We start from the raw sequence: 24,367 nt of genomic DNA, 5'->3' as shown, positions 1-24,367 counted from the left end.
CCCTCGTCGCCCTCACCCCAACCCTCTCCCGCAAGCGGGAGAGGGAGCGCGCTGCGATTGGGGCGGAGTCATCACTCACCAATGGAAGGTCGTCTTTGACCGCTGCCTCACCGCGGGAGAGGTCGGATCGCGTAGCGATCCGGGTGAGGGCTACGGCGGTCCGACAAATCGCGAACTCACTGCCTGGGGCGCCCTCACCCCAGCCCACTCCCGCAAGCGGGAGAGGGAGCGCGCTGCGACCGGTTTGAGTCCGCGCCGAAACTCGCCACATCGTCATGACAGGGCTGGCGCCAATTACTCCACCGTCCCCAGGAACTGCAGCACCAGTTCGCGGCGGTGCGGGCGGCGGCGGTGTTCGATTAGGTAGATGCCCTGCCAGGTACCGAGTGCGAGCCGGCCCTGCAGCACCGGGATCTGCAGCGAGGTCGCGGTCAGCATCGATTTGACATGCGCGGGCATGTCGTCCGGGCCTTCGGTATCGTGGACCCAGCCGGCGTTTTCCGGCGCAAGGTGGTTCAACACCGTGGTGAGATCGATCAGCACCGTGGGGTCGGCGTTTTCCTGGATCGTCAGCGACGCAGAGGTGTGGCGCACGAACAGCGTCAGCGCGCCGTCACGCCCGCCCGCCTCCGCGACGAACTTGGCGGCTTCGCTGGTGATATCGACAAAGCCGGCGCCGCCGGTCTGCACCGTCAGCAGCGACGAGGCCACATGGGTGACGGCGGAGGTGCTGACCGGCGCTCGCGTCATCGTGCGGGATGAGCTCATCCGAACCTCGTGGGAAAGTCTGGGTCTGGCGTTGTCTCGAAGCTCACAGCCGCTCAGCGGAGCCGCCGCTCTCAGGTCTTGCCGTCGCCGATGGTCTCGCGCTGGATGCGGTTCGCCATGTCGATCAGCCGCCGCCAGGCGCGCTCGAGGAAGCCGACCACGCGGTCGACGTCCTGATCGCTCGGCAACGGGATTTCCAGCCTGCGCTGACCGTCCTTGGTGGTGACCTCCGGCGTCAGCACCTTGTCGCTCTTGGGCATCGGCTCGTCGATCTTGCCCGACACGGTCGGGCCGCGCTGCGCGAGCTGGATCTTCAGGCTGTCGTTCTCGACCCGGAGTGCCTGCGCTTCCTTGGTCAGCCGGTCGACATCGCCCTGCAGCCGGCCGATCTCGGCCTCGAACGCTGTGCGGTCGTCGGCGACCGCTTCGCAGGCCCAGCCGTTGCCTTTGTCCCGGCAGGTCGAGACCTTGCCGGTGCGGGTGTCGAGCCGGGTCACGCCGTCGGCCGTCGGGGTGAAGGTGTAGCGGCCGTTCTCGCTGTCCGGAAGCGTTTCGGCGAGCGCGCCGCCGCCGCACAACGCGACCATCAGGGACAAGGCAGCGACCCGCAGCCGCCGCCGTGCCGGCGCGGCGAAGATCGCTTCAGGGACGGCGAGACTCATCGGCGTGCTCCGCTGACGGATGAAGACCCAATTGATATGGGGGCTCAGCTCGGCGGACGGTACGGCCCGCGGCCGGATTTCAACGCATCGCCCAACAGTTCGATCCGGTCCTGCCCCCAGAACACTTCGCCGTCCAGCACATAAGATGGCGAGCCGAACACATCGGCGGCGATTGCGTCCTGGCGGTTCTGCTCGTAAGCGGCGCGAATTTGATCCGACGCGGCGTGCGCCACCAGCTTGTCGCCCGGCAAGCCGGCCGCATCGGCGAGTTCGATCAGCACCGCGGGATCGGCGAGGTTGCGCTCGCCCTGCCACACCGCCGGATAGGCGCGCTGCAGATACGGCTCAGGATCGAGCCCGGCCGCAAGCGCCGCCAGCACCAAGCCATCGGCCAGCCGCGCATCGAATGGCCAATGCTTCGGCCACAGTTTGAGCTCGACCCCACGCTTGTCGCGCCAGCGCTGCATTTCGACCAGGCGATAACGCTGCCGTGCCGGATGCCGCTTGGCCAGCGGCAGGCCGCCGGTTTCGGAGAACAGCCCCGTCAGCAGGACCGGCTTGTAAGTCACCGCGAGCCCATAAGTCTCGACCAGTTGCCGAAACGGCGCATGGCCGAGGTAGGCCCAGGGGGATTGGAACGAGAAATAATAGTCGATCTGACGCGACATGCGCACTCCGGCTGCAGGCGGCCGAAGAGGGAATGCGAAGCGGTCGCCACGATCTCCGCATCGGATCAGAGCCGATCCCGCCGCGCAAGCCGGATCGTCGCGCGACACGCCGCGAAACGCTGCGGACAAGTTATCGCAGCGAGTCGCGAAACCTCAATAAAATCAGCCAAAACAACAATGTAATGGGCTGCGACCGAATCTTGACTTGCCAACAGGCGATCAGTATGGTCCGCCCGGCTTTTAAGGGTCACGGGGCGTTTACTTCACTATCGACGGCACCTTTTTCGGGTCTCCACGACATGGCGGACGACACGCACAAGGGCAGCCGGAGGAGTGACGAGAGCAGCACCGGATCGCCTGAGGAAGCTGCGCTTTCCGCTAGGCTCGGAAGCCTGGAACAACGGCTCGCTCATTCGCGAGAGAGCCGGAAACTCCAGACGGACCAATCCGGATCAAGTGAAGACGGACCTGCCAAAGCTTCGGCGATGGCGCTCGGTTTTCGCCTGTCCTCCGAATTGGTCGCGGGCGTTCTCGGCGGAGCGGCTCTCGGCTGGGGTTTCGATCGTTTGTTGTCGACCTCTCCCTGGGGCCTCATCGTGTTTTCACTGCTCGGCTTCACCGCCGGCGTGATCAACGTGATGCGGGCGGCGGGAGTGATGGCGAAACAGTCCGAGCGGCTCTGAACGGGACCGAAGTGCACGCAATCGTTCGAATCCCGCGCAAGCTCGCGACACCGACAGACTGAGAAACGAATGGCCGCCGATCCGATCCATCAGTTCCAGATCACCAAGCTCTTCTCCCTCGGTCACATTGGCGGACAGGAAATCGCGTTCACCAATTCGTCGGCCTACATGTTCGGCACAGTCGCGGTCATCGCCGTGCTGATGCTGGCGCCGAGCCGCCAGCTCGTGCCGGGCCGCTTCCAGTCGATCGCTGAGCTGTCCTACGAATTCGTCGCCAACATGATCAGGTCGACGGCCGGCAAGGAAGGCCTCAAGTTCTTCCCGCTGGTGTTTTCGCTGTTCATGTTCATCGCAGTGTCGAACCTGATCGGCATCATCCCCTACACCTTCACGGTCTCCAGCCACCTGATCGTCACCGTCGCGCTGGCGATGCTGGTGTTCCTCACGGTGCTGATCTACGGCCTTTCCAAGAACGGCCTGAAGTTCTTCAAGCTGTTCGTGCCCTCCGGCGTGCCGATCTACATCCTGCCGCTGGTCGTGTTCATCGAAGTCATCTCGTTCTTCCTGAAGCCGGTTTCGCATTCGGTGCGTCTGTTCGCCAACATGCTGGCGGGCCACATCGCGCTCAAGGTGTTCGCGAGCTTCATCGCGATGCTCGGCGCGCTGGGCGTCATCGGCTGGTTCGGCGCGGTGCTGCCGCTCGGCCTGACCATCGCGCTGACCGCGCTCGAACTGCTGGTCGCGTTTCTGCAGGCTTATGTGTTCGCCATCCTGACTTGCATCTATCTCAACGATGCAATTCATCCGGGTCACTAACGGCCCATTCTTCGACGTCAAACCAAAACCCCAACAGGAGTTCTTTACATGGATCCGATTGCCGCGAAGTACATTGGCGCTGGTATTGCCTGCATCGGCATGGGCGGCGCTGGCGCTGGCGTGGGCATCATCTTCGGCAACTATCTTGCCGCTGCGGTGCGTAATCCTTCGGCTGCCCAGGGCCAGTTCGGCAACCTGATTTTCGGCTTCGCGGTGACGGAAGCGCTCGGCATCTTCTCGCTGCTGATCGCGCTGCTGCTGCTGTTCGCCCTCTAAGAATCAATCCGGTCGCGCCTTTCATCAGGCTGTGACCGGCCCGAACAGGAGAAGCCCGTGGCTCAAGGTCATGGCGACACCAAGGGAACCACTGCTCACACGGCAGCGGACGGGGGCCACAAGGCCCCGTTTCCGCCGTTTCAGCAGGAAACCTTCGCTTCGCAACTCGTGTCACTGGCGATCGCGTTCGTCGCGCTCTACCTGATCGTCTCGAAGATCGCACTGCCGCGCGTCGGCGGTGTGATCGAAGATCGTCAGAAGGCTATCGAAGGCGATCTCGCAGCCGCGCAGAAGCTGAAGGCCGAATCGGACGAGGCCCTGAAGGCTTACGAGACCGAACTCGCTCAGGCCCGTGCCCGGGCGCAGGCGATCGGCGCGGAAACCCGTGAAAAGCTCAATGCGCAGGCTGAAGCCGAACGCAAGACGCTGGAAGAACGGCTGGCGGTCAAGCTCGCCGACGCCGAGAAGACCATCGCGGCGACCCGCGCGACCGCAATGGGCAACGTTCGTGGCATCGCCGCCGACGCCGCCTCCGCGATCGTGCACCAGCTGTCGGGCGTGACGCCGGACAGCAATGCGCTGAACAGCGCGGTCGACGCGTCGCTCAAAGGTTGAGGCTGATGGAAATTTTCGCTGAAGCAGAAACCTGGGTCGCCGTCGCGTTCGTCATCCTGATGGGCCTGTTCGCCTATCTGGGCGTGCATCGGACCGTCATCAAGGCACTCGACAATCGTCGCGACCGGATCAAGGCCGAGCTCGACGAGGCCCGGAAGCTCAAGGACGAGGCTGCCAAGCTTCTCGCCGACTACCGCGCCCGCCGCGCCCAGGCCGAGCGGGAAGCCGAAGCGATCGTCGCGAGCGCCAAGGCCGACGCCGAACGCATCGCGGCCGAATCCAAGGCCAAGCTGGAAGACTTCGTCGCCCGCCGCACCAAGACCGCGGAAGGCAAGATCGCGCTGGCGGAGGCTCAGGCCGTCGCCGACGTGCGGGCTGCCGCGGCCGAAGCAGCCGTGTCCGCCGCGGCGTCGATCCTGTCGCAGTCGGTCAAGGGCCCGGTCGCCGACGACCTGCTGACCAAGGGCATCCAGGACGTCCGCAGCAAGCTCAACTGAGCTTCCTGGTCCCTGAAACAATCAAAGCCGGCGCGAGCAATCGCGCCGGCTTTTTTATGCGTTCGGTGGTCCGTCCGCGCACTACGCGACCTCTCCCGCTTGCGGGAGAGGTCGACGCGCGAAGCGCGGCGGGTGAGGGCACTCCGCTCCGCGAGTCGCTGAGTCAGCGGCTGGGGCGCCCTCACCCCGGCCCTCTCGCGCAAGCGGGAGAGGGAGCGCCTCGCGCTCCCATCACATGACGGCCGACAGCCATTGCGCGTTTGCCTTGTGCGGGGCAGATTGTGCTTTGCGGGATCCTGGCAAGAGCAAGAACAACAAGGGAGCAACCATGGACGCCAAGGTTGAGAACGCGCATCCTTTCGACGTGGCGACGCGCGTGGAACAGCGCGACGGCCGCTGGCAGGGCGCGACCAGCGACGATTATCACGCCTTCGTCGGCCAGTTCGGCGGCGCCACCGCGGCAACGCTGCTGCGGGCGCTGATGATGCAGCCGGAGCGCGCCGGCGATCCGCTGGCGTTCACGGTGAATTTCTGCGCGCCGATCGCCCCCGGCAGCTTCGAACTGACGCCGCGGCTGATCAAGGCGACACGCTCGACCCAGCATTGGGGCATCGAGCTGACGCAGCCCGACGCCGGCGTCGCGGCGTTTGCCACCGCGGTGTTCGCGCAGCGGCGTGAAACATGGACGCATCGGCCGACCGAGATGCCGCAGACCACGGCCTATGGCGATGCACCCGTGTACTCCCGCGAAGGCGTTGCGGCCTCGTGGGTGCGACAGTTCGAATTCCGTTTCGTCGAAAACGAGCCGAGCTTCGGCAGCGCCGGGCAGCAAATCCCGGCAAGCCCCCACACCAAATCCTGGATCGGCCACAGCGTGCCGCGCACGCTCGACCTTTTGTCGCTGTCGGCAATCGCCGATGCGTTCTTCGCCCGGATCTTCCACGTCCGCGGCGAACTGCTGCCGATCGGCACGGTGTCGATGACGACGTACTTCCACGTCGACGCCGCCGATCTTGCAAACGAACCGATCCCCGCGGTGCTCGGCGTGGCCGACGCCAACGTGTTTCACAAGAGCTTCAGCGATCAGACCGGCGAACTGTGGTCGCCGAGCGGCAAGCTGCTGGCGACGACGCATCAGATCACCTATTTCAAGGCCTGATAGCAGCGCCGATCGACGCGCTAGCGTCACGCGGCGCTGCTAACGACGTCGCTCGAACACCATGGCCCTCCCGCTCGAAAGGCGCCGCGCATGACGCCGTCCAGCTCCCTGCTTCCGCCCGACCCTGCCCGCCGCGTCGCACTGCTCGGCGTGCCGATCGAGATCGGCGCCGGCCTGCGCGGCACGGTGATGGGCCCCGCGGCGCTGCGCACCGCCGGCATCGGCCGCGTGCTCGAACAGCTGCGCTTCACGGTCGAGGATCACGGCGACATGGCGCGGCCGCCGGTCACGCGTAGCGACGACCCGGCGCCGGCCAACGCCAATTACTACGACGAGGTGAAGAGCTGGACCGGGGCGATCTCGGCGCGCGCTTACGAGCTGGCGCAAAGCGGTGCGGTGCCGCTGTTCATGGGCGGCGACCACAGCCTGTCGATGGGCTCGGTCAACGGCGTTGCGCGCTATTGGCAGCAGCAGGGCAAGCCGCTGTTCGTGCTGTGGTTCGACGCCCACGCCGACTACAACACGCCGGCGACGACGCTGTCGGCCAACATGCACGGCATGTCGGCGGCGTTCCTGTGCGGCGAGCCGGGACTCGATCACCTGCTCGGCGCCGAGCCGCGGGTGTCGATCCCGGCGGCGCAGCTCGACCTGTTCGGCATCCGCTCGATCGATCCGCTTGAGAAAGAGCTGGTGCGCGCTCGCGCGATTCCGGTGGTCGACATGCGGGCGATCGACGAGTTCGGGGTCGGCGTGCTGATCCGCCGCGTCATCGACCGCGTCCGCGCCGCCGGCGGCGTGCTGCATCTGTCGTTCGACGTCGACGTGCTCGACCCGTCGGTCGCGCCCGGCGTCGGCACCACCGTGCCCGGCGGCGCGACCTATCGCGAGGCGCATCTGGTGATGGAGCTGCTGCACGATTCCGGGCTGGTACGCTCGGTCGACGTGGTCGAGCTCAACCCGTTCCTCGACGAACGCGGCCGCACCGCCCGCGTCGCGGTGGAACTGATCGGCAGCCTGTTCGGCATGCAGATCAGCGACCGCGTGACGCCAAGCAACGCGCTGCTGCCGGAGGGGTAACGCCCTCCCCGCGGTCGTCATTCCGGGGCGCTCGCCCTTGCGAGCGAACCCGGAATCCCGAAATTGTGGAAACGACGGAGTCGCAGAACTCTTCGAGATTCCGGGTTCGCGCAGCTTCGCTGCGCGCCCCGGAATGACCGCCGTGGATCGGGCGTGTCTGGCGCCTTGCGCCTGTTTGGGCTAAACGCGCCGCAGCATTTTCCTCGCCGCGTGAGCCCATGATCCGTCTCGACAACATCTCCAAACAGAACGGCCACCAGATCCTCTATATCGAGGCCTCCGCGACGCTGCTGCGGGGCGAGAAGATCGGGCTGGTCGGGCCCAACGGCTCGGGCAAGACCACCCTGTTCCGGATGATCAAGGGCACCGAGACGCCCGACGAGGGCCAGGTCTCGATCGATCGCGGCCTGACCATCGGCTATTTCAGCCAGGATGTCGGCGAGATGGCCGGCCGCAGCGCGGTGGCTGAGACCATGGAGGGGGCCGGCCCGGTCAGCGAAGTCGCGGCCGAGCTGAAGCAGCTCGAGGACGCGCTCGCCGATCCCGACAAGGCCGACGAGATGGAGCAGATCCTCGAGCGCTACGGCGAAGTGCAGCACCGCTTCGAGGAGCTCGACGGCTACGCGCTGGAAGGCCGCGCCCGCGAGGTGCTGGCCGGCCTGTCGTTCACCCAGGAGATGATGGACGGCGACGTCGGCAAACTGTCCGGCGGCTGGAAGATGCGCGTGGCGCTGGCGCGGATTCTGTTGATGCGCCCCGACGTGATGCTGCTCGACGAACCGTCGAACCATCTCGACATCGAAAGCCTGATCTGGCTCGAGCAATTTTTGCGCGGCTTCGAGGGCGCGCTGCTGATGACCTCGCACGATCGCGAGTTCATGAACCGCATCGTCAACAAGATCATCGAGATCGATGCCGGCACGCTCACCAGCTACACCGGCAATTACGAGTTCTACGAACAGCAGCGTGCGCTCGCCGACAAGCAGCAGCAGGCGCAGTTCGAGCGTCAGCAGGCGATGCTGGCCAAGGAAGTCGCCTTCATCGAGCGCTTCAAGGCGCGCGCCTCCCATGCGGCCCAGGTGCAGAGCCGCGTCAAGAAGCTCGACAAGATCGAGAAGGTCGAGCCGCCGCGGCGCCGCCAGACCATCGCGTTCGACTTCCTGCCGGCGCCGCGCTCCGGCGAGGACGTCGTCAGCCTCAAGCGTGTCTCCAAGCGCTACGGCAGCCGGACCATCTATGACGGCCTCGATTTCCAGATCCAGCGCCGCGAGCGCTGGTGCGTGATGGGGATCAACGGCGCCGGCAAGTCGACGCTGCTCAAACTGGTGACCGGCTCGACGCCGCCCGACGACGGCAGCGTCGCGCTCGGCGGCAGCGTCAAGATGGGCTACTTCGCGCAGCACGCGATGGACTTGATCGACGGCGAACTCACCGTTTTCCGGTCGCTGGAAGAATGGTTTCCGCAGGCCGGACAAGGCTCGTTGCGCGCGCTCGCCGGCTGCTTCGGCTTCTCCGGCGACGACGTCGAGAAGAAATGCCGGGTGCTGTCGGGCGGCGAGAAGGCGCGGCTGGTGATGGCCAAGATGCTGTTCGACCCGCCGAACTTCCTGGTGCTCGACGAGCCGACCAACCATCTCGACATCGCCACCAAGGAAATGCTGATCAAGGCCCTCGCCGACTATGAGGGCACCATGCTGTTCGTGTCGCACGACCGACATTTCCTCGGCGCACTGTCGAACCGCGTGCTGGAGCTGACTCCCGACGGCATCCACAAATACGGCGGCGGCTACACGGAGTACGTCGCGAGGACCGGCCACGAGGCGCCGGGGCTGCTGAGTTAGTTGTGAGCGGATTGCTCCCGCTTGCGCGGTCTGTCACCTCTCCCGCTTGCGGGAGAGGTCGACGCGCGAAGCGCGGCGGGTGAGGGCACTCCTCTCCGCGAGTCGTTGAGTCAGCGGCTGGGGCGCCCTCACCCCAGCCCTCTCCCGCAAGCGGGAGAGGGAGCGCGCTGCGGTTGGGGCGACGCTTACTCCATCAAAAGAGCGCTCAGAACAACGGCTTCATCTGCGCGACCTTGATCGGGCCGAGCATCACGGCGCCGTCGACGAAGCGCAGCGGGAAGGCGCGGGCGGGGCGGCCTTCGAGGGTGGCTTCCTGGCCGAGCGCGTTGATGCCGGCAGCGACGCCGACATTGGCGTTCTGGCGGACGACGCGGCCGAGGCCCGGAATGGCGCGGTCGAGTGCGCCGAGCACGTTGTTGACGTCGTTCGCGCGCACGCCGGGCACGAGGCGATCGAGCGTCGATTGCGAGACGCCCTCCTCCAGCACCTTGTCGATGCCGAGCTTGGGGATCACCTTGTCGAGCCCCGCCACCACCATCTGCAATTCGCCGTCGACATTCCCGGCCGGCGTCAGGCCGAGCGCGCCGATCGCGGTGGCGATCATCTCGCCCTGCTGGATCCGCGCCTGGGTAATCTCGATCCGGCCGCCGGCGGCCTGCAATTCGCGGAAGCGCTGCGGCCACGGCTTGGGGCGGAAATCCTTCAGTCCGCTCAGCACCACGCGCAGATGCGAGTCGAACAGCTCGGCGAGCAGCGGGTGGACGTCCTGGACGCTTGCGCCTTCAAACTGGAAATCGGTCTCGATCCGCGGCGCGGCGCCGGCCGGGCCTTCGAGCTGGCGGGCATGCATCTCGACGTGGCGGGCGCGGGCCATCGGCACCGGCGCGGCGCCGCCGAGCCGGTCGAGCGCGGGCGCTTCGAACACCAGCGAGACGCGCTGCGGCGGACCGGGCAGCCCGGCGGCGCTGCTGCGCGCGGTGGCCCAATTGAGCTGCATCGACGGCGGCTGGCCACGATCGGCGAACGTTGCCGGGCCCTTGAATTCGGCGATGAGCAGGCTCGGCTGATAGATCTGCGACACCACCAGGATTTCGGCGAGCTTGGCGGTGACCGGCGTCTGGCTCGCCACCTGTTCGGCGGTCTGCGACGTCAGCGCCACGCTGGCGTCGGTGCAGCGCACTTCGAGGCGGAACGGGAAGCCGGCGATCGAGCGGTCGCCGCAATCATAGGCGCGGCCGGCCGCGGCTTCGCGCGCGCGCCAGGAATCGACGATGCGGTCGACCTGCGCGACGGAGAAGAACCAGAAGCCGCTCCAGGCGATCGCGGCGACGAGCAGCAGTGCCGGCATCAGGAACAGTGGCCACAGCCGGCGGCGGGTGGGGAACGTGTGATCGGTCATGGCGCCTACTTAGAGTGTGTGCCCGAAAAGGCAAATCGCGGACACGGCGGCGCCGTCCTGCAGGAACCCGCGCGAAAGCGCTGACATCGGCCCGCCCAATGGGGTAGAGACCGAATTTGTCATTTGCGCGAAACCTGACCGTCATGTCCGCCAAGATCCTGTCCGATACCGAGCTAGCCGAGGGCGACCTGTGGGTGTTCGGCTATGGCTCGCTGATGTGGCGGCCGGGCTTCGATTTCGTCGAACAGCTGCCGGCGCGGCTGATCGGCGAACATCGGGCGCTGTGCGTGTATTCCTTCGTGCATCGCGGCACGCCGGAGCAGCCGGGGCTGGTGCTCGGGCTCGACCGCGGCGGCGCCTGCCGCGGCATCGCGTTTAGGGTTGCCGACAAGCACCGGACGCAGACTGTCGCCTATTTGCGCGAGCGCGAGCAGGTCACCAGCGTGTATCGCGAGGTCAAGCGGTCGGTCTGGCTGGAGGACGACGCGCGGCGGCGGGTCAGCGCGCTGGCCTATGTGGTCGACCGCGGCCACGCCCAATATGCCGGCCGCCTGACGCCGGCCGAGCAGCTGCGCCTCGTCCGTCAGGGCCACGGCCGCTCCGGCCCCAACCGCGATTACGTGCTCTCGACGGTGCATTCGCTCGAAGCCCAGGGCTGCCGCGATCCGCAGCTCCACCGCCTCGCTGAATTCTTGCGCGACGATACGCCGCCACATCGGTGAGTCACTGCCTGGGGCGCCCTCACCCCAGCCCTCTCCCGCAGGCGGGAGAGGGAGCGCGCTGCGGTTGGGAGAGGTGAATTACTGATTGCTGGCGGTGCGGTCGAGCACGACGGGCGCTGCACTCGGCACGCCGCCGAACAACGCTTCCTGTTCGCGGCGGCCGGCCTCGATCAGGCGACTGCTGGCGGTTTCGATCTGCTCGCTGACGGTGTCGAAGAACTCGCGCCGTGACATTCCGGCGGGCAGCGGGTCGAGGAATTCGACCACGATCGTGCCGGGATAGCGCATGAACTGCCGGCGCGGCCAGAACAGGCCGGAATTCAGCGCCACCGGCAGGCACGGCACGTTGCAGTCGGCGTAGATCTGGGCGATGCCGGCCTTGTAGTGCGGCGTCGCGCCGACCGCGGTGCGGGTGCCTTCCGGGAAGATGATCAGCTGCCGGCCGCGGTTGACTTCCTCACTGGCGCGCCGCGCCATTTCCATCAGGATGCGGCCGCCCTTCTGGCGGTTGATGGCGATCATGTCGGCCTTGATCAGAAACCAGCCGAAGAATGGAATCCAGGTCAGCTCGCGCTTGAGGATGTACAGCGGCGCGTCGAAGAACTGCAGCAGCGCGAAGGTCTCCCACATCGACTGGTGCTTGGGTGCGACGATCAGCGGGCCCCGCGGGATTTTCTCGAGGCCGCGGAATTCGACCCTGGTGCCGCACACCATGCGCATCAGCCAGATGCTGCTCTGGCCCCACATCTTGGCGACCTTCATCAGCGCGCGGCGGGGCAGCAGGAAGGTAGGGATCGCGACAAGGATCCAGAACACCAGCAGCAGGTAGAACAGCACGTTGTAGATCAACGAACGGACAAAAATACGCGTCATCAAACGATCCGGTCAGTTGGCGAGCGCCGTCGTCGGCTTGTGGGCGGCCGACTCGGGCGTCTGCTCCGAGGCCTCGGGCGCGATGTCGATGCCCAGCCGCGCCAGCCGCACCCGCGCTTCGACGGCGAGATATTTGGCGTATTCGGATAGCAGCAGCCGCATCGTGGCGCCACTGCTCCACCACACCTCGTCGCGCCACTTGTCGCCGATCACCGAAAACGGAATCAGCTCGATGTCCGGCATCGCGTGCGACATTTCGACGATCGCACGCGGCATGTGGTAATTCGAGGTGACGACAATCAGCGAACGGAAGCCGCGTTCGTTGGCCCAGCGCCGCGTCTCGGCCGCGTTGCTACGGGTGTTGAAGGCGGAGCGGTCGAGATCGACGCAGCAGCCGAACCAATCCTTGCTCTCCGGCACCGAACGCGAGATGTCGCTCGCCCCATTGGTCCGGTGCACGCCGGAGATCAGCAGGCGCTTGCCATAGCCCGAGGCCAGCAGTTCGACCGCGTCCGACACCCGCGACGAGCCGCCGGTCAGCACCACGATGCCGTCGGCGACGCGGGACGGCTTCGCCTCCTCGACCCGCAACTGCATCAGGAACGCCACGAAGCCGCCAACGCCCACCAGGCCGAGCGCCAGCACAGCCAGCGCGGCGGCGCGGAGCACCCCGAACCGACGCGTCGACCGGGCTGGTCGCAGATCAGGCTGAAGCTGGGCAGAACGCGGATCCATCGGATGCCGGTATAACCTCGGTTGCGAGCTTTAGATGCGGCTCCCTTCGTCGGACATCGCGAGGTCGAGCCGACCGGACTCTAGTGCGTTTTCGGGCGAAAGGGAGTCCGGCGGGCGGCCAAAGTGGGCCGCGCCGAGGTGGCGTTCAGGGCCATCATTCGATCGAATTCAGCGTGTTGAACAGGGTGCGGCGCGATGCCAGCGCGGTGATGGCGGCGATCAGCACGGCCTGCCCGGCCAACGCCAGGTAGCCGCTGGGGCGCAGCGAGAAGGTTCCGAGCAACGCGGCGAACTGGTCGCCGACCGGCGTGCCGGAGAACCACGTAGCCACCGATTCCGAAAAGCCGAATACGAACACCGCGGCGCCGCCGCCGATCAGCCCGCCCTGCAGGCCGAGCATCAGGAAGTGGCGGAAGAAGCGGTCGGCGATGAAGCGGTCGCTGGCGCCGACGAAATGCAGCACCTCGACGATCGGCCGGTTGGCGGCCATCGCGCCGCGCGTCGCAAATGACACCGAGATGATGGTGGCGATGATCACCAGCGCCAGCACCCCGATGCCGGCGAACACCGTGGCGCCGGTCATCGAGCGCATCCGCTCGATCCAGGCGCGGTGGTCGTCGATCGTGGCGGACGGCACCGCCTGGCTGATACGCCGGCGCAGATCCTCAAGGTCGAGCGCGGTGCCGGGCGCGATCCGCGCCACGATCACCCGCGGCACCGGCAGATCGTCCAGCGACAGGCCGCTGCCGAGCCACGGCTCCAGCAGCTTGGCGGACTCCTCCTTGGTGAAGGGCCGTACGTCGACGATGCCGGGCTGGCTCTGCACCAGGTCGGCCACCGTGGCGGAATCGCGATCGAGGCTGCGGCCCTGCACCGGGCGCACCTGCACGGTGAGCTCGCTAGCGACCTCGGACTGCCATTCGGCCGCCGATGCGCTGATCAGCAGAACGACGCCGGTGGTCATCGAGGCGAGGAACGCCATGATCGCCACCACCGCCACCAGCGCGCGGCCGGCAATCGACGCTCGCGGCACGATTGGCGAGGCATTGCGGGCGCGCGCCGGCACCTGCGGCCGTTCATCGCCGAGATCGACCATCACCTCGCGGGGGTCGGCCGCTGGGCGCGGCGGCCTGTTCGGCGGCGGCTTATTCATAGACATGCAGCCGGCCCTGATGCAGCACCAGGCGACGCGCCTCGTACTGATCCATCAGGGTAATGTCGTGCGTGGCGATCACCACCGCGGTGCCCGACTTGTTGAGCTCGATGAAAAGCCGCAGCAGACGGCGGCCGAGCGTCGGATCGACATTGCCGGTCGGCTCGTCGGCGAGCAGCAGCTGCGGCCGGCCGATCACCGCGCGGGCGATCGCGGCCCGCTGCTTCTCGCCGCCCGACAGTACCGGCGGCAGCGCGTCCATGCGCTCGCCGAGCCCGACCCATTTGAGCAGATCGATGACTTCCTTGCGATAGCTCGCCTCCTCGCGCCCGGTGACGCGAAACGGCAGTGCGACATTCTCATAGGTGGTCATGTGATCGAGCAGGCGGAAATCCTGCAGCACGATGCCGATGCGCTGGCGCAGTGCCGAGACCTCGTCCTTGGTCAGCAGCGAGACGTCGTTGCCGAACAGATTCACCAGCCCCCGGGTCGGCCGCAGCGACAAGAACAGCAGTCGCAGCAGCGACGTCTTGCCGGCGCCCGAGGGGCCGGTGAGAAACTGGAAGGAATGCGCCGGGATTGCGAAGTTGAGATCGCGCAGGATCTCCGGACCAAGCCCATAGCGCAGGCCGACATTTTCGAAGCGGACCACAGTTCAGCTCCGACACCGAGCGACACACCAAGACAGGGCATCGCGCGCCGTCTGCCCTGCTGCTGGTTGTGAGGCGGTTATGGTTTCCGGTTCGTTAACGGACGCCGCATAGGATCCTGCGAGGACCATAGCCAGCGATTCGTCATGCATATCGTTTGCCCTCATTGTACGACATCCTATGCGATCGATCCGGCGAAACTGGGCGACACCGGCCGGACCGTGCGCTGTTCCCGCTGCAAGGAAGTCTGGCTGGCCCGTCCGGAGGACGTGATCCAGACCGATCTGCGTGTCGCGGCGATGACGGGGGAAGAAAAGCACCCGGATGACGATCTGGCAGACGATCCGGGCTGGGGCGTGGCCTCCGAGGACGAACAGGACACGCCAGTGGTCGAAAGCCCGCCGATCGCGGCCGAGTTTCCCGCCGTGGACGAGCGCAACGTGTTCGGCCAGCGCCAGGAACCTGCCGCCGAGCCCGAATTGCCAACCGAACCCAAGCGCAGCCAGCGCTCTTTCGGGTCGCGCCGGGCGCGCGGCTTCAGGGCGCTGATCGAGCCGCTGAAGCAGGACCCGCTCGGGGCCGTCAAATCGGTGATGACCGCCTCGACCGCCTGCGCGGCGTTCGGCGCGCTGGTGATGGCGCTGCTGATCTGGCGCGTCGATGTCGTGCGCATGCTGCCGCAGACCGCGACGTTCTATCGGCTGGTCGGCTTCGAGGTGAATCTGCGCTCGCTGGCCATCAAGGACGTCAAGATTACCCGCGAGACCGTCGAGTCGAAGCCGGTGCTGGTGATCGAGGGCATCATCATGGGGCTCGGCCGCAAGCCGGCGGATTTGCCGCGGCTGCGCTTCGTTGTCCGCGACGACAACGGCACCGAGATCTACGCCTGGAACGCCGTTCTGGAGCAGACCGTGCTGCGCCCCGGCGATCAGGCCTGGTTCCGGTCGCGGCTGGCGTCGCCGCCCGCCGAGGCCCGCACCATCGACGTGCGCTTCTTCAACCGGCGCGATATCGCCACCGGCGGCGCCTAGAGGTTTGGGTTCGGATTGAATCGAGCCGAGCTCCTGATCGTTGTGATGGAGCCGACCGGCCGCAGCAAGGGCAGTAAGCCTAGGACACTGGAATGTCGCGAATCCTGATCGCCGATGACGAAGAATCCATGCGCCTGCTGGTGGCGCGCGCCATCGCCATGGACGGCCACGACATCACCACCGCCGAAGACGGCAGCGAGGCGCTGGAGATCCTGGTGGAGAATGCCGGCCGGTTCGACCTGCTGCTGACCGACATCAAGATGCCGATCATGGACGGCATCGCGCTGGCGCTCACCGCCGCCCGCGACTACCCGGACCTCACCATCCTGCTGATGACCGGCTACGCCGACCAGCGCGAACGCGCCTCGGGCCTCGACGCCATCGTCCACGACGTCGTCACCAAACCCTTCTCCGTCGCCGACATCCGCACCGCAGTGGCAGCCGCGCTGGCGTCGAAGAAGACGGTGTGATCGCCAGCGCCGCCCCGCATTACAGCGCGCTCCCTCTCCCGCTCGCGGGAGAGGGTTGGGGTGAGGGAGCCCCAAGCGATGACTCAGCGACTCGCGGAGAGGAGTGCCCTCACCCGGATCGCTTCGCGATCCAACCTCTCCCGCAAGCGGGAGAGGTTGCGCGGTGCGCGGGGTGAGCTGATCGCTTAGTAATCCTTCAGCAGCCGCTCGATGTAGTCGAGTTCGATCTGCGGACGATTGGCGTCGCCGAGGCGGCGGCGGAGTTCTTCGAGGATGCGGCGGACGCGCTGGACGTCGATCTCGCCGGGGATCTTCACCGACAGATCGTCGCCGAATTCGCGGCCCTTCAGCGGCCGGCCGAGCGGATCGGTGTCGTTGCCGCTGCTCTGCTGACGGCCCGGGCGATTGCCGGGACCGTCGCCCTGGCCCGGCTGGTCACCCTGCTGCATCGCTTCGGCGAGCTTCTGCGCGCCCTTGCGCAAGGCGTCGAGCGCGCGGCCCTGCGAGTCGACGGCGCCGTCGGCATTGCCATCACCGAGCCGGCCCTCGGCATCGCCCATCGCGGAGTCGGCCTGATCGAGACCGCCTTCACCCTCGCCCTGCTCGCCTTGCTGACCCTGGCCTTGTTGTCCCTGCTCGCCCTTCTGGCCGCGCTGACCCTGCTGGCCCGGCTGCTGGCCCATGCCGCGTTTGGCGAGTTCCTGCTGCAACTTACGCAGGCGCTCCTGCAGGTTCTGCTGATCCTGCTGCAGATCGCCGAGATTCCGCTCGCCCTGCTGCCCGCGCATCCGGTCGCGTCGCTGATCCTGACCCTGCTGGAAGGTCTTGTCGCGAAGCTGCTGCTGCTTGCGAATCATGTCGCTGAGCTCGTTCATCGCCTGCTGCATGTCGTCGTCGCCGCCCTGGCCGGGCTGCGCCATCTGCAGGTTCTCGAGCATCTGGGCGAGCTGTTCGAGCAGTTGCTTGGCGGCCTCCTTGTCGCCGGAGCGCGACAGCCGCTCCATGCGCTCGATCATATTGTTGAGGTCCTGCTGCCGCATCACCTTGGTGTTGGGATCGAGCGGCCGCGCGAGCTGCTGCGGGTTGTTCTTCATCTGCTCGGCGAGCTGACGCATGTAGTTGTCGAGCGCGGCGCGCAGGTTCTCGGTGAGCTTCTTGATTTCCTCGTCGGAGGCGCCGCGTTCGAGCGCCTGCTTCAGCGCATCCTGCGCGGCGCGCAGCGCCTTCTCGACGTCCGACGTATCACCGTCCTCGATGCTGAGCGCCAGCGACCACAGATTGGCCACGACCTCGCGCAGTTGCTCGTCGGTGCGGGCACGCTCGAGCTGATCGGCGACGGTGTAGAGGCCGAGATACTGACCGGCGTCCGGCGTGAATGCCTCCGGCGCGATCATCAGCGCGTCGAGCGCGGTGTAGACGTCCGCGTTCCTGTTCGCGTCGAGCGCCAGGATGCGGCGCTGTTCGATCAGCGCGCGGGCGAGCGGCTTGGTGAACAGCCGCTCCGGCAGCCGCATTGTATGCGGCTCGCTGCGGCCCTCGTTGCCGGCCTCGTCCTTGGCGGTGAGCGTCAGCGTCACCTCGGCGCCCGCATAGGGATCTTCGCTGAGGTCCCGGACGGTCTGACCGACGCCGGCACGGGTGCGCGCGTTCGGCAGCGTCAGCGGAAACTGCGGCGGCTCGAACAGTGGCCGCGGCGTGCCGGCCTTCTGATCGGCGGTCGCGGGTGCGATCATCGCATAGGCGGCGACGACGCCGTAGTCGTCCTCGAGCTTGTAGGACAACTGCACCGAGCCGCGCGCCTGCCGCTCCGGCTCCTTGGCGAGCGCGATCGACGGCGCATGGTCCGGCGTCGCCTTGAAGGTCCATTGCGGCTGGCCGGACGGCGCCCTGACCTGCGCGGTGCCGTCGCCGGTGATGGTGTAATGCCGCTCCGTCGTGCCCTTCGGGGCTTCGCCTTCGGACGCCGCCTCGGTGACACCGCCGCTGACCGTGACGTCGAGATTGCCGCCGCTGGAGCGCACCAGCAGCTTCGAGCCGGCCGGCACCGGCAGCGCCTCGTTGGCGGCAAGATCGCGGTTGGCGGCCGACAGGATGATCGGCGGCTTGTTGGTGTAGACCGGCGGCGTCACCCAGGCATCGACCCGGACGTTCGGGCCGGCCAGCGCGCCGTTCCAGTCGAACGCCGCTGCGACCCGCGCGCGGCGCTCCTCGCCGGCGGCGATGAACGTAGCGACCAGCAGCACGGCAACCAGCGCGCGCAGGCCCCAGGGATCGTGCCGCGGCAGCCGCGGGGTCGGCAGGCCGGCGCGGATGCCGCGCAGCGTCGAAAGCGTCCGCTCGCGCTGCACGCGCCACAGCGCCTGAGCGACCGGATCGGTCGAGGCCAGCGTGTCGGTGAGTGCCGTGGCGGGGCGATGCTTCAGCCCGGTGTTGCGGTCGAGCCGGGCCAGCGCGTCGTCGCGGCTCGGCCAGCGGAACTTCAGGACGGGGTACAGCGCAATCAGCCCCAGCACGGCGAACACCGCGAGGCCGATCATCCGTCCGGTGAACGGCAGCATCAGCCACAGACCGGCCCAGGAGGCGGCAAGGAAGAGGCCGACGACGCTGAGCACGCGCACCAGCAGCGGCCAGCTCCGCTCCCAGGCGATGGCGAAACTCGCGCGCCGGAGCGCCGTGGCCAATCGCAGCCGCGCCAACGCGTCTGGATCCTGCGGGGTCAGTGACGGGTCGGGGCTGCGGCCGCTCAACAAGCTCTCCGGGTTGTATGGACTGCAGCCTACCACAGCGGCGGCAATGAGGCACCTCACGGCGGCGCTCGCGCTCCCCCCGCCGCACCACACGAATGCGTGACGGCGCGGCCTACATCATGCGCGGCAGCACGTCGGCCTTGGGGTTTTTGTCGACGAAGCGGTGCTTCAGGGCGCCCGCGACATGGAGCGCCACCAGCCCGAGCAGCGTGTAGGCCAGCACCTTGTGCAGGAACTGAAACACCCGAAACGCCGTGTCGTTCTTCGGCAGCAGTTCGGGAACATGCAGGCCGAACAACGTGACGCCGTCGCTATGGGCGAAGCTGCTGGACATCGCATAGCCCATCAGCGGCACGATCAGCAGCAGCGCGTAGATCGCGACGTGAACGACCTGCGACAGCACACGCTCGTGCTTCGGCAATTCGGCCGGGCCCGGCAACCGCGACAGCGCACGGATGCCGAGCTGAGCCAGCACGATCAGCAACACCAGCAGGCCGAAGGATTTGTGCAGCGGATAGAGCTGGCCGAATTTCTCGGCGGTCTCGTCGTCGAGCGACGTCATCGTCCAGCCCGCGGCGATCAGGCCGAAGATCAGCAGCACGCGCAGCCAATGCAGTACCCGCAGCGAGGCCGGGTACTTGTGGGGCGCACTGGGCGCCACTGGCTCAGCTTGGGTCATCGGTCTTCCTGCGTCGAAATCGCCGGCAGCGTGCCGCCGATGCGGCGTGTTGAGCGGGAGACCGATGGCGAATGTAAGGCTTCCGCCCAGCTTGCAGCTCACCATCGCGGCGCCCGCGGAGACGCGCGTTAAGGTTGATTGGTTAGGTTAAGAAGGAGTTGGCGTTGCTCGGCGGCATATCGCCGATAGGTTGTATCCGTCGCGCGTACCCGGCCGGACGCCGCACGTTTCCTGGCCGGAATTGCAAACGTGTGATCGGGACCGCCAGATTTTGTCCGCCGCGTTCTGGCGGTCCCACTTCCAGCTATAGGTGAGCCGCCGCGACCAGTTGAGTGGAAGACAACGCGTACAGAGGTATTTTCATGCCCAAACGAGTAATCGTGACTTGCAAGCAAGGCTACTTCGACGACCTCGTCGTGTACCTTTTTGCCATCCAAAACTTTGTTCACGCGGTGGAGGTCCATAATAGCGGCACAAGTACTCCTTGGCCGAACGAAGACACCTCTGTAATGGACGCCAAACAGGCAAACATGCGCCTTTGCTGGCACCCAAGCCAAATGGCCTCAATAATTTGCAGGAATAGCTGGCCACAATCCATTGAATTCCACGAAGAACCGAACCCCCTTGAGGAAGCCGGCTCCCTAGAACTTGGAGCTATAGGACGACTACTTTTCAGCTTCGGACAAACGCTAATCATCAACTACTACGAACGACACCTCGACGAAATAAAAGCGCACTACGGCAAGGCGCCTGCAGATTGGCCATCTATTTGGAATTTCGCCAGAGTAGTCCGCAATGCAATGTCACACGGCGGACACCTAAATTTCGAGAATCCGAAGGCCTCATCCGTGAGCTGGGGAGGCTTGACTTACTCCCCCTCGGACAATGGCCGCCTTATTTTACATACAGATATTTGGCCGGGCGACCTATATTATCTTCTGCGCGATATGGAAAACTCCCTCCCAGCTCACAGCCAAGGCGCCGGCTGATCCATCGCGATCAGTTGCTCGACCTCGATGCGCGGGCGGACCACGGCGTAGCGATCGTCCTTGACCAGCACTTCGGGCACCAGCGCACGGGTGTTGTAAGTACACGCCTGGACCGCCCCATAGGCGCCGGCCGTCATGATGGCGATCAGGTCGCCGGCCTTCAGCTCCGGCAGCTTGCGGTCGAGCGCCAGATAGTCGCCGGTTTCGCACACCGGGCCGACGACATCGGCGGTGATCAGCTTGGCGCCGGGCGAAGGCTCGGCCACCGGCAGGATCTCGTGATACGCCTCGTACAGCGTCGGCCGGATCAGATCGTTCATCGCGGCGTCGATGATCACGAAGGTCTTGCCGTCGCCGTGCTTCACATAGATCACCTGCGCGACCAGGATGCCGGCATTGCCGACGATCATCCGGCCCGGTTCGAACAACAGCGCGCAGCCGAGATTGTGGGTGACGCGCTTGACCATCTCCGCGTAGGCGAACGGCTCCGGAGGCACGGCGCGATCCTCGTAGTAAGGAATGCCGAGGCCACCGCCGAAGTCGACGTGGCTGATGGTGTGGCCATCGCCGCGCAGCACGTGGACGAACTCGGCGACCAGACGAAACGCCGCCTCCATCGGCGCCAGATCGATGATCTGGCTGCCGATATGCACATCGACGCCGCTGATCTGAAGGCCGGGCAGCTTCGCGGCGCGCGCGTAGACGTCACGGGCGTGGGCGAGCGGAATGCCGAACTTGTTTTCGGATTTGCCGGTCGAGATCTTGGCATGGGTGCCGGAATCGACGTCGGGATTGACCCGGATCGAGATCTTGGCGGTGCGGCCGGTCTCGACCGCAAGCCGCGAGAGCAGTTCCAGCTCAGGCTCGGATTCGACGTTGAGGCACCTGATGTCGTGACTGAGCGCGGCACGTAGCTCCGCCTCGGTCTTGCCGACGCCGGAGAACACGATCTTGCTCGGCGGGATGCCAGCAGCCAGCGCGCGCTTGAGCTCACCACCGGACACCACGTCGGCGCCGGCGCCGAGCTTCGCCAGCGTGCGCAGCACCGACTGATTGGAGTTGGCCTTCATGGCGTAGCACACCAGCGCATCGGTGCCGGCGAAGGCCTCGCTGAAGACGCGGTAGTGCCGCTCCAGCGTCGCGGTCGAGTAGCAGTAGAACGGCGTGCCGACCTCGCGCGCGAGCACGGCAAGGCTGACGCCTTCGGCGTGCAGCACGCCGTTGCGGTAGTCGAAGTGACGCATCGCGGATCAGTCCAGCAGCGGGTCGAGAATGATGCGCTTCTTTTGGCCCTTGCCGGCGACCGGCGGCGCATTGGTGCCGTAGGACGGGTCGAACACGTCGCCCTTGGCGGCCGGCGCGGCGGATGCCGTCGGCGCGCCGGGCGTGTCGGCAGCCCCGGCCGGAAGATCAAGTCCGCCCTTGCGGCCGCAGCCCGCGAGGGCCAGCGTCGCCGCGGCGATCACAACAAGCGCCCATCGGGATGGGCCGGCAGTGCGGTTCACGTCGAAATCCCCAATTGTGGCCGCATCCTACAGAGAACGCCCGGCCCTGGCGAGCCCCAGCTTCAGCGCGCTTTACGCTCTTTTTCGAGACGCTTCAGCCAGCCTTTGGCCTGGGCGCGCACGTTTTTCGGCGCGGTGCCGCCATAGGAGGTGCGGCTCTTCACCGAGGAGTCGACGCTGAGCACCGCCAAAGCCTCCTTGGTGATGCGCTTTTCCACGGCCTGCATGTCGGCGAGCGGCAGCTCGTGCAGCGCCACGCCGGCCTTGGCGGCGAGCCCCACGATGCGGCCGGTGACGTGGTGGGCGTCACGGAACGGCATCTTGAGGGTCCGGACCAGCCAATCGGCCAGATCGGTCGCGGTGGCATAGCCTTCGCCGGCTGCGGCGCGCATCCGTTCGGGCTCTGGCGCGAGGTCGCGGACCATGCCGGTCATCGCCCGGATCGCCAGCGACAGCGCTGCGAAGCCCTCCATGGCGCCCTGTTTGTCTTCCTGCATGTCCTTCTGATAGGCCAGCGGCAGGCCCTTCATCACGATCAGCAGGCCGTTGAGCGCCCCAATGACGCGGCCGGTCTTGGCGCGGACCAGCTCGGCAGCGTCGGGATTGCGCTTCTGCGGCATGATCGACGAGCCGGTGGTGAACTTGTCGCTGAGCCGCACCAGCCCGACCAGCGGCGAGGTCCAGATCACGATCTCCTCGGCGAAGCGCGACAGATGCACCGCGCAGATCGACGCCGCCGACAGCGTCTCCAGCACGAAGTCGCGGTCCGACACGGCATCCAGCGAATTGGCCATCGGCCGGTCGAAGCCGAGCTTCTGCGCGGTCGCATGCCGGTCGATCGGAAACGAGGTGCCGGCCAGCGCGGCGGCGCCGAGCGGGCTTTCGTTGAGCCGCTTGCGGGCATCCTGGAAGCGGCCGCGATCGCGCGACGCCATCTCCACATAAGCCATCAGATGGTGGCCGAAGGTCACCGGCTGCGCGGTCTGCAGATGCGTGAAGCCCGGCATCACGGTGTCGGCCTGCTCCAGCGCCCGCTCCGCCAGCGCCTGCTGGAAGCTCGCCAGCGCCGCGTCGGTCTGGTCGAGCACGTCGCGGACATACAGCCGGAAGTCGGTGGCGACCTGGTCGTTGCGCGAGCGCGCGGTATGCAGCCTCCCGGCGGCTGGCCCGATCAGCTCGGACAGCCGGCTCTCGATGTTCATATGGATGTCTTCGAGCGCACGCTTGAACGTGAATTTGCCGGCGCCGATCTCTGACAGAATCGTGTCTAGACCCTTGCCGATATTTTTCGCATCGTTTGCGGTGATGATGCCCTGCGCGGCGAGCATGGCGGCATGGGCCTTGGACGCGGTGATGTCCTGGGCATAAAGATGCCGATCGACGTCGATCGAGACGTTGATCTCTTCCATGATGGCATCGGGGCTCTCGGCAAACCGGCCGCCCCACATCTTGTTGCCCTGTCCGCCGTTGTTTTGTCCGCTCACTGTTCGCTCACGATCATGCCCGCCCCACCTTGTTCTCAACCGCACCACCCTGCGATCCTGCGCGGCGTGCCGAGTCCGAGTGCCCGATGACCGATACCCGACCCGATTCCGTCCCGCCACGCCGCAAGGGGCGCAAGACGCTGATTCTCGCCGCGATGGCCGTGCTGGTGGTCGCCGGAGCAGCGGGGGTATACGGGATCGGCGCCCTGCAGCGCAATGCAGGCGATCCCACCTGCCGGCCGGCTGTGGCGCTGGCGCAGCAGCTCAAGCCGCTGACGCGGGGCGAGGTCGCCGCCGTGACGGTCGCCGCCAAGCCGCTGAAGCTGCCCGACCTCGCCTTCGAGGACGGCAGCGGCCAGCCGAAGAAGCTGTCGGATTTCCGCGGCCGCACCGTGCTGGTCAACCTGTGGGCGACCTGGTGCGTTCCGTGCCGCAAGGAGATGCCGGCACTCGACAATCTCCAGGCCAAGCTGGGCAGCCCGCAGTTCGAAGTGGTGGCGATCAACATCGACACCCGCGACCCGGCCAAGCCGAAGAAGTTTCTCGAGGACGAAAAGCTGACGACGCTGAATTTCTTCAGCGACGCCTCGGCCCGGGTGTTCCAGGACCTGAAGGGCGTCGGCCGCGCGCTCGGCATGCCGACCTCGGTGCTGGTCGATGGCCAGGGCTGCGAACTCGCCACCATCGCCGGCCCCGCCGAATGGGACAGCGCCGACGCCCAGGCGCTGGTGAAGGCCGCGCTGCCGAAGTAAGCCGCACGCAGTCATTCCGGGGCGGGCGCAGCAAAGCTACGCACGAACCCGGAATCCAGAGATTTTGGAAAAGGAGATTCCGGGTTCGCGCGCCAGGGCGCGCGCCCCGGAATGAC

26 protein-coding genes are annotated in these 24,367 nt (G+C 66.5%); 13 read left to right on the top strand and 13 right to left on the bottom strand.

Going from position 1 to position 24,367, the window contains the following annotated elements:
• Nucleotides 1-294: 294 nt before the first annotated feature.
• The 3 genes from LPW26_RS23715 to LPW26_RS23705 form a co-directional block, all read right to left on the bottom strand.
• Nucleotides 295-768 carry a secondary thiamine-phosphate synthase enzyme YjbQ gene (locus tag LPW26_RS23715; protein ID WP_238738184.1) on the bottom strand — a complete coding sequence of 158 codons (474 nt, stop codon included), beginning with the start codon at nt 766-768 and terminating at the stop codon, nt 295-297.
• A gap of 71 nt (nt 769-839) precedes the next feature.
• Nucleotides 840-1,430, bottom strand: a complete 591-nt coding sequence (locus tag LPW26_RS23710) for a hypothetical protein (RefSeq protein WP_238738182.1) — start codon at nt 1,428-1,430, stop codon at nt 840-842.
• Nucleotides 1,431-1,474: 44 nt separating this feature from the next.
• Nucleotides 1,475-2,098 (bottom strand): 2-hydroxychromene-2-carboxylate isomerase, encoded by a 624-nt coding sequence (locus LPW26_RS23705; RefSeq protein ID WP_238738181.1) that lies wholly within the window; start codon nt 2,096-2,098, stop codon nt 1,475-1,477.
• Between the two features lie 299 nt (nt 2,099-2,397).
• Here LPW26_RS23705 and LPW26_RS23700 point away from each other — a divergent pair, with 299 nt between their 5' ends.
• The 8 genes from LPW26_RS23700 to LPW26_RS23665 all read left to right on the top strand — a co-directional run bounded on the left by LPW26_RS23700 (nt 2,398) and on the right by LPW26_RS23665 (nt 9,062).
• Nucleotides 2,398-2,781 carry an AtpZ/AtpI family protein gene (locus LPW26_RS23700; protein WP_238738179.1) on the top strand — a complete coding sequence of 128 codons (384 nt, stop codon included), beginning with the start codon at nt 2,398-2,400 and terminating at the stop codon, nt 2,779-2,781.
• Between the two features lie 69 nt (nt 2,782-2,850).
• Nucleotides 2,851-3,597 carry a F0F1 ATP synthase subunit A gene (locus LPW26_RS23695; RefSeq protein ID WP_238738177.1) on the top strand — a complete coding sequence of 249 codons (747 nt, stop codon included), beginning with the start codon at nt 2,851-2,853 and terminating at the stop codon, nt 3,595-3,597.
• A 48-nt stretch (nt 3,598-3,645) separates the two neighbouring features.
• The gene (locus LPW26_RS23690) at nt 3,646-3,873 is read left to right on the top strand and encodes a F0F1 ATP synthase subunit C (protein ID WP_009796340.1); all 228 of its coding nucleotides are present in this window, start codon (nt 3,646-3,648) and stop codon (nt 3,871-3,873) included.
• Between the two features lie 57 nt (nt 3,874-3,930).
• Nucleotides 3,931-4,488: a F0F1 ATP synthase subunit B family protein gene (locus tag LPW26_RS23685; RefSeq protein ID WP_238738175.1), complete on the top strand. Its 558-nt coding sequence runs from the start codon at nt 3,931-3,933 to the stop codon at nt 4,486-4,488.
• Between the two features lie 5 nt (nt 4,489-4,493).
• On the top strand, nt 4,494-4,985 hold the full coding sequence (locus LPW26_RS23680) for a F0F1 ATP synthase subunit B family protein (protein WP_238738173.1): 492 nt from the start codon (nt 4,494-4,496) through the stop codon (nt 4,983-4,985).
• Between the two features lie 328 nt (nt 4,986-5,313).
• Nucleotides 5,314-6,144 (top strand): acyl-CoA thioesterase, encoded by an 831-nt coding sequence (locus LPW26_RS23675; RefSeq protein WP_238738172.1) that lies wholly within the window; start codon nt 5,314-5,316, stop codon nt 6,142-6,144.
• Between the two features lie 90 nt (nt 6,145-6,234).
• Complete coding sequence (rocF, locus tag LPW26_RS23670) at nt 6,235-7,221, top strand: arginase (RefSeq protein WP_238738171.1); 987 nt, start codon at nt 6,235-6,237, stop codon at nt 7,219-7,221.
• A gap of 218 nt (nt 7,222-7,439) precedes the next feature.
• On the top strand, nt 7,440-9,062 hold the full coding sequence (locus tag LPW26_RS23665) for an ABC-F family ATP-binding cassette domain-containing protein (RefSeq protein WP_238738170.1): 1,623 nt from the start codon (nt 7,440-7,442) through the stop codon (nt 9,060-9,062).
• A 205-nt stretch (nt 9,063-9,267) separates the two neighbouring features.
• Here LPW26_RS23665 and LPW26_RS23660 read toward each other — a convergent pair whose 3' ends face one another.
• Nucleotides 9,268-10,461 carry a DUF2125 domain-containing protein gene (locus LPW26_RS23660; RefSeq protein WP_238738169.1) on the bottom strand — a complete coding sequence of 398 codons (1,194 nt, stop codon included), beginning with the start codon at nt 10,459-10,461 and terminating at the stop codon, nt 9,268-9,270.
• Between the two features lie 143 nt (nt 10,462-10,604).
• Between LPW26_RS23660 and LPW26_RS23655 the strand changes: the two genes are divergently transcribed.
• Entirely contained in the window at nt 10,605-11,183 is a 579-nt protein-coding gene (locus LPW26_RS23655) for a gamma-glutamylcyclotransferase (RefSeq protein ID WP_238738168.1), read from the top strand.
• A gap of 78 nt (nt 11,184-11,261) precedes the next feature.
• Here LPW26_RS23655 and LPW26_RS23650 read toward each other — a convergent pair whose 3' ends face one another.
• From LPW26_RS23650 to ftsE, 4 genes are all read right to left on the bottom strand, one after another.
• Nucleotides 11,262-12,056 carry a lysophospholipid acyltransferase family protein gene (locus tag LPW26_RS23650; RefSeq protein ID WP_238738167.1) on the bottom strand — a complete coding sequence of 265 codons (795 nt, stop codon included), beginning with the start codon at nt 12,054-12,056 and terminating at the stop codon, nt 11,262-11,264.
• Between the two features lie 12 nt (nt 12,057-12,068).
• Nucleotides 12,069-12,791: a YdcF family protein gene (locus tag LPW26_RS23645; RefSeq protein ID WP_238738166.1), complete on the bottom strand. Its 723-nt coding sequence runs from the start codon at nt 12,789-12,791 to the stop codon at nt 12,069-12,071.
• A 154-nt stretch (nt 12,792-12,945) separates the two neighbouring features.
• Complete coding sequence (locus tag LPW26_RS23640) at nt 12,946-13,944, bottom strand: cell division protein FtsX (RefSeq protein WP_238738188.1); 999 nt, start codon at nt 13,942-13,944, stop codon at nt 12,946-12,948.
• Nucleotides 13,937-14,596, bottom strand: a complete 660-nt coding sequence (gene ftsE, locus LPW26_RS23635; protein ID WP_119857729.1) for a cell division ATP-binding protein FtsE — start codon at nt 14,594-14,596, stop codon at nt 13,937-13,939. The genes LPW26_RS23640 and ftsE overlap by 8 nt, the downstream gene beginning before the upstream one ends.
• Nucleotides 14,597-14,740: 144 nt before the next feature.
• Between ftsE and LPW26_RS23630 the strand changes: the two genes are divergently transcribed.
• Both LPW26_RS23630 and LPW26_RS23625 read left to right on the top strand, forming a co-directional pair.
• Complete coding sequence (locus LPW26_RS23630) at nt 14,741-15,625, top strand: MJ0042-type zinc finger domain-containing protein (protein WP_238738165.1); 885 nt, start codon at nt 14,741-14,743, stop codon at nt 15,623-15,625.
• A gap of 92 nt (nt 15,626-15,717) precedes the next feature.
• The gene (locus tag LPW26_RS23625) at nt 15,718-16,095 is read left to right on the top strand and encodes a response regulator (RefSeq protein WP_238738164.1); all 378 of its coding nucleotides are present in this window, start codon (nt 15,718-15,720) and stop codon (nt 16,093-16,095) included.
• 185 nt (nt 16,096-16,280) lie between these two features.
• On the opposite strand, the gene LPW26_RS23620 is transcribed toward LPW26_RS23625, so the two are convergent.
• A complete protein-coding gene (locus LPW26_RS23620) occupies nt 16,281-18,842 on the bottom strand; it encodes a TIGR02302 family protein (RefSeq protein WP_238738163.1) in 2,562 nt (853 codons plus the stop codon).
• A gap of 112 nt (nt 18,843-18,954) precedes the next feature.
• A complete protein-coding gene (locus LPW26_RS23615; protein WP_238738162.1) occupies nt 18,955-19,521 on the bottom strand; it encodes a cytochrome b in 567 nt (188 codons plus the stop codon).
• 362 nt (nt 19,522-19,883) lie between these two features.
• Between LPW26_RS23615 and LPW26_RS23610 the strand changes: the two genes are divergently transcribed.
• Nucleotides 19,884-20,510 (top strand): hypothetical protein, encoded by a 627-nt coding sequence (locus tag LPW26_RS23610; protein WP_238738161.1) that lies wholly within the window; start codon nt 19,884-19,886, stop codon nt 20,508-20,510.
• On the opposite strand, the gene lysA is transcribed toward LPW26_RS23610, so the two are convergent.
• The 3 genes from lysA to argH form a co-directional block, all read right to left on the bottom strand.
• On the bottom strand, nt 20,489-21,754 hold the full coding sequence (gene lysA, locus LPW26_RS23605) for a diaminopimelate decarboxylase (RefSeq protein ID WP_238738160.1): 1,266 nt from the start codon (nt 21,752-21,754) through the stop codon (nt 20,489-20,491). The genes LPW26_RS23610 and lysA overlap by 22 nt on opposite strands.
• A 6-nt stretch (nt 21,755-21,760) precedes the next feature.
• Nucleotides 21,761-22,015, bottom strand: a complete 255-nt coding sequence (gene lptM, locus LPW26_RS23600) for an LPS translocon maturation chaperone LptM (RefSeq protein WP_119857723.1) — start codon at nt 22,013-22,015, stop codon at nt 21,761-21,763.
• A gap of 62 nt (nt 22,016-22,077) precedes the next feature.
• The gene (argH, locus tag LPW26_RS23595) at nt 22,078-23,463 is read right to left on the bottom strand and encodes an argininosuccinate lyase (protein WP_238738186.1); all 1,386 of its coding nucleotides are present in this window, start codon (nt 23,461-23,463) and stop codon (nt 22,078-22,080) included.
• A gap of 122 nt (nt 23,464-23,585) precedes the next feature.
• Between argH and tlpA the strand changes: the two genes are divergently transcribed.
• Nucleotides 23,586-24,251, top strand: a complete 666-nt coding sequence (tlpA, locus tag LPW26_RS23590) for a thiol:disulfide interchange protein TlpA (protein ID WP_238738159.1) — start codon at nt 23,586-23,588, stop codon at nt 24,249-24,251.
• Nucleotides 24,252-24,367: the final 116 nt, after the last annotated feature.

The organism is Rhodopseudomonas infernalis, assembly GCF_022271405.1.
Classification (GTDB): Bacteria; Pseudomonadota; Alphaproteobacteria; order Rhizobiales; family Xanthobacteraceae; genus Rhodopseudomonas; species Rhodopseudomonas infernalis.
This window is presented reverse-complemented; position numbering and strand designations above follow the sequence as displayed.

Excerpts from the sequence above, each read along its gene's own strand:
- lysA (WP_238738160.1), bottom strand. The coding sequence starts at position 21,754 with ATGCGTCACTTCGACTACCGCAACGGCGTGCTGCACGCCGAAGGCGTC.
- LPW26_RS23615 (WP_238738162.1), bottom strand. The coding sequence starts at position 19,521 with ATGACCCAAGCTGAGCCAGTGGCGCCCAGTGCGCCCCACAAGTACCCG.
- LPW26_RS23625 (WP_238738164.1), top strand. The coding sequence starts at position 15,718 with ATGTCGCGAATCCTGATCGCCGATGACGAAGAATCCATGCGCCTGCTG.
- LPW26_RS23660 (WP_238738169.1), bottom strand. The coding sequence starts at position 10,461 with ATGACCGATCACACGTTCCCCACCCGCCGCCGGCTGTGGCCACTGTTC.
- LPW26_RS23695 (WP_238738177.1), top strand. The coding sequence starts at position 2,851 with ATGGCCGCCGATCCGATCCATCAGTTCCAGATCACCAAGCTCTTCTCC.
- LPW26_RS23690 (WP_009796340.1), top strand. The coding sequence starts at position 3,646 with ATGGATCCGATTGCCGCGAAGTACATTGGCGCTGGTATTGCCTGCATC.
- LPW26_RS23640 (WP_238738188.1), bottom strand. The coding sequence starts at position 13,944 with ATGAATAAGCCGCCGCCGAACAGGCCGCCGCGCCCAGCGGCCGACCCC.
- LPW26_RS23680 (WP_238738173.1), top strand. The coding sequence starts at position 4,494 with ATGGAAATTTTCGCTGAAGCAGAAACCTGGGTCGCCGTCGCGTTCGTC.
- LPW26_RS23665 (WP_238738170.1), top strand. The coding sequence starts at position 7,440 with ATGATCCGTCTCGACAACATCTCCAAACAGAACGGCCACCAGATCCTC.
- LPW26_RS23655 (WP_238738168.1), top strand. The coding sequence starts at position 10,605 with ATGTCCGCCAAGATCCTGTCCGATACCGAGCTAGCCGAGGGCGACCTG.
- LPW26_RS23710 (WP_238738182.1), bottom strand. The coding sequence starts at position 1,430 with ATGAGTCTCGCCGTCCCTGAAGCGATCTTCGCCGCGCCGGCACGGCGG.
- LPW26_RS23645 (WP_238738166.1), bottom strand. The coding sequence starts at position 12,791 with ATGGATCCGCGTTCTGCCCAGCTTCAGCCTGATCTGCGACCAGCCCGG.
- LPW26_RS23610 (WP_238738161.1), top strand. The coding sequence starts at position 19,884 with ATGCCCAAACGAGTAATCGTGACTTGCAAGCAAGGCTACTTCGACGAC.
- LPW26_RS23675 (WP_238738172.1), top strand. The coding sequence starts at position 5,314 with ATGGACGCCAAGGTTGAGAACGCGCATCCTTTCGACGTGGCGACGCGC.
- tlpA (WP_238738159.1), top strand. The coding sequence starts at position 23,586 with ATGACCGATACCCGACCCGATTCCGTCCCGCCACGCCGCAAGGGGCGC.
- LPW26_RS23705 (WP_238738181.1), bottom strand. The coding sequence starts at position 2,098 with ATGTCGCGTCAGATCGACTATTATTTCTCGTTCCAATCCCCCTGGGCC.
- LPW26_RS23715 (WP_238738184.1), bottom strand. The coding sequence starts at position 768 with ATGAGCTCATCCCGCACGATGACGCGAGCGCCGGTCAGCACCTCCGCC.
- rocF (WP_238738171.1), top strand. The coding sequence starts at position 6,235 with ATGACGCCGTCCAGCTCCCTGCTTCCGCCCGACCCTGCCCGCCGCGTC.
- argH (WP_238738186.1), bottom strand. The coding sequence starts at position 23,463 with ATGTGGGGCGGCCGGTTTGCCGAGAGCCCCGATGCCATCATGGAAGAG.
- LPW26_RS23630 (WP_238738165.1), top strand. The coding sequence starts at position 14,741 with ATGCATATCGTTTGCCCTCATTGTACGACATCCTATGCGATCGATCCG.
- LPW26_RS23700 (WP_238738179.1), top strand. The coding sequence starts at position 2,398 with ATGGCGGACGACACGCACAAGGGCAGCCGGAGGAGTGACGAGAGCAGC.
- LPW26_RS23650 (WP_238738167.1), bottom strand. The coding sequence starts at position 12,056 with ATGACGCGTATTTTTGTCCGTTCGTTGATCTACAACGTGCTGTTCTAC.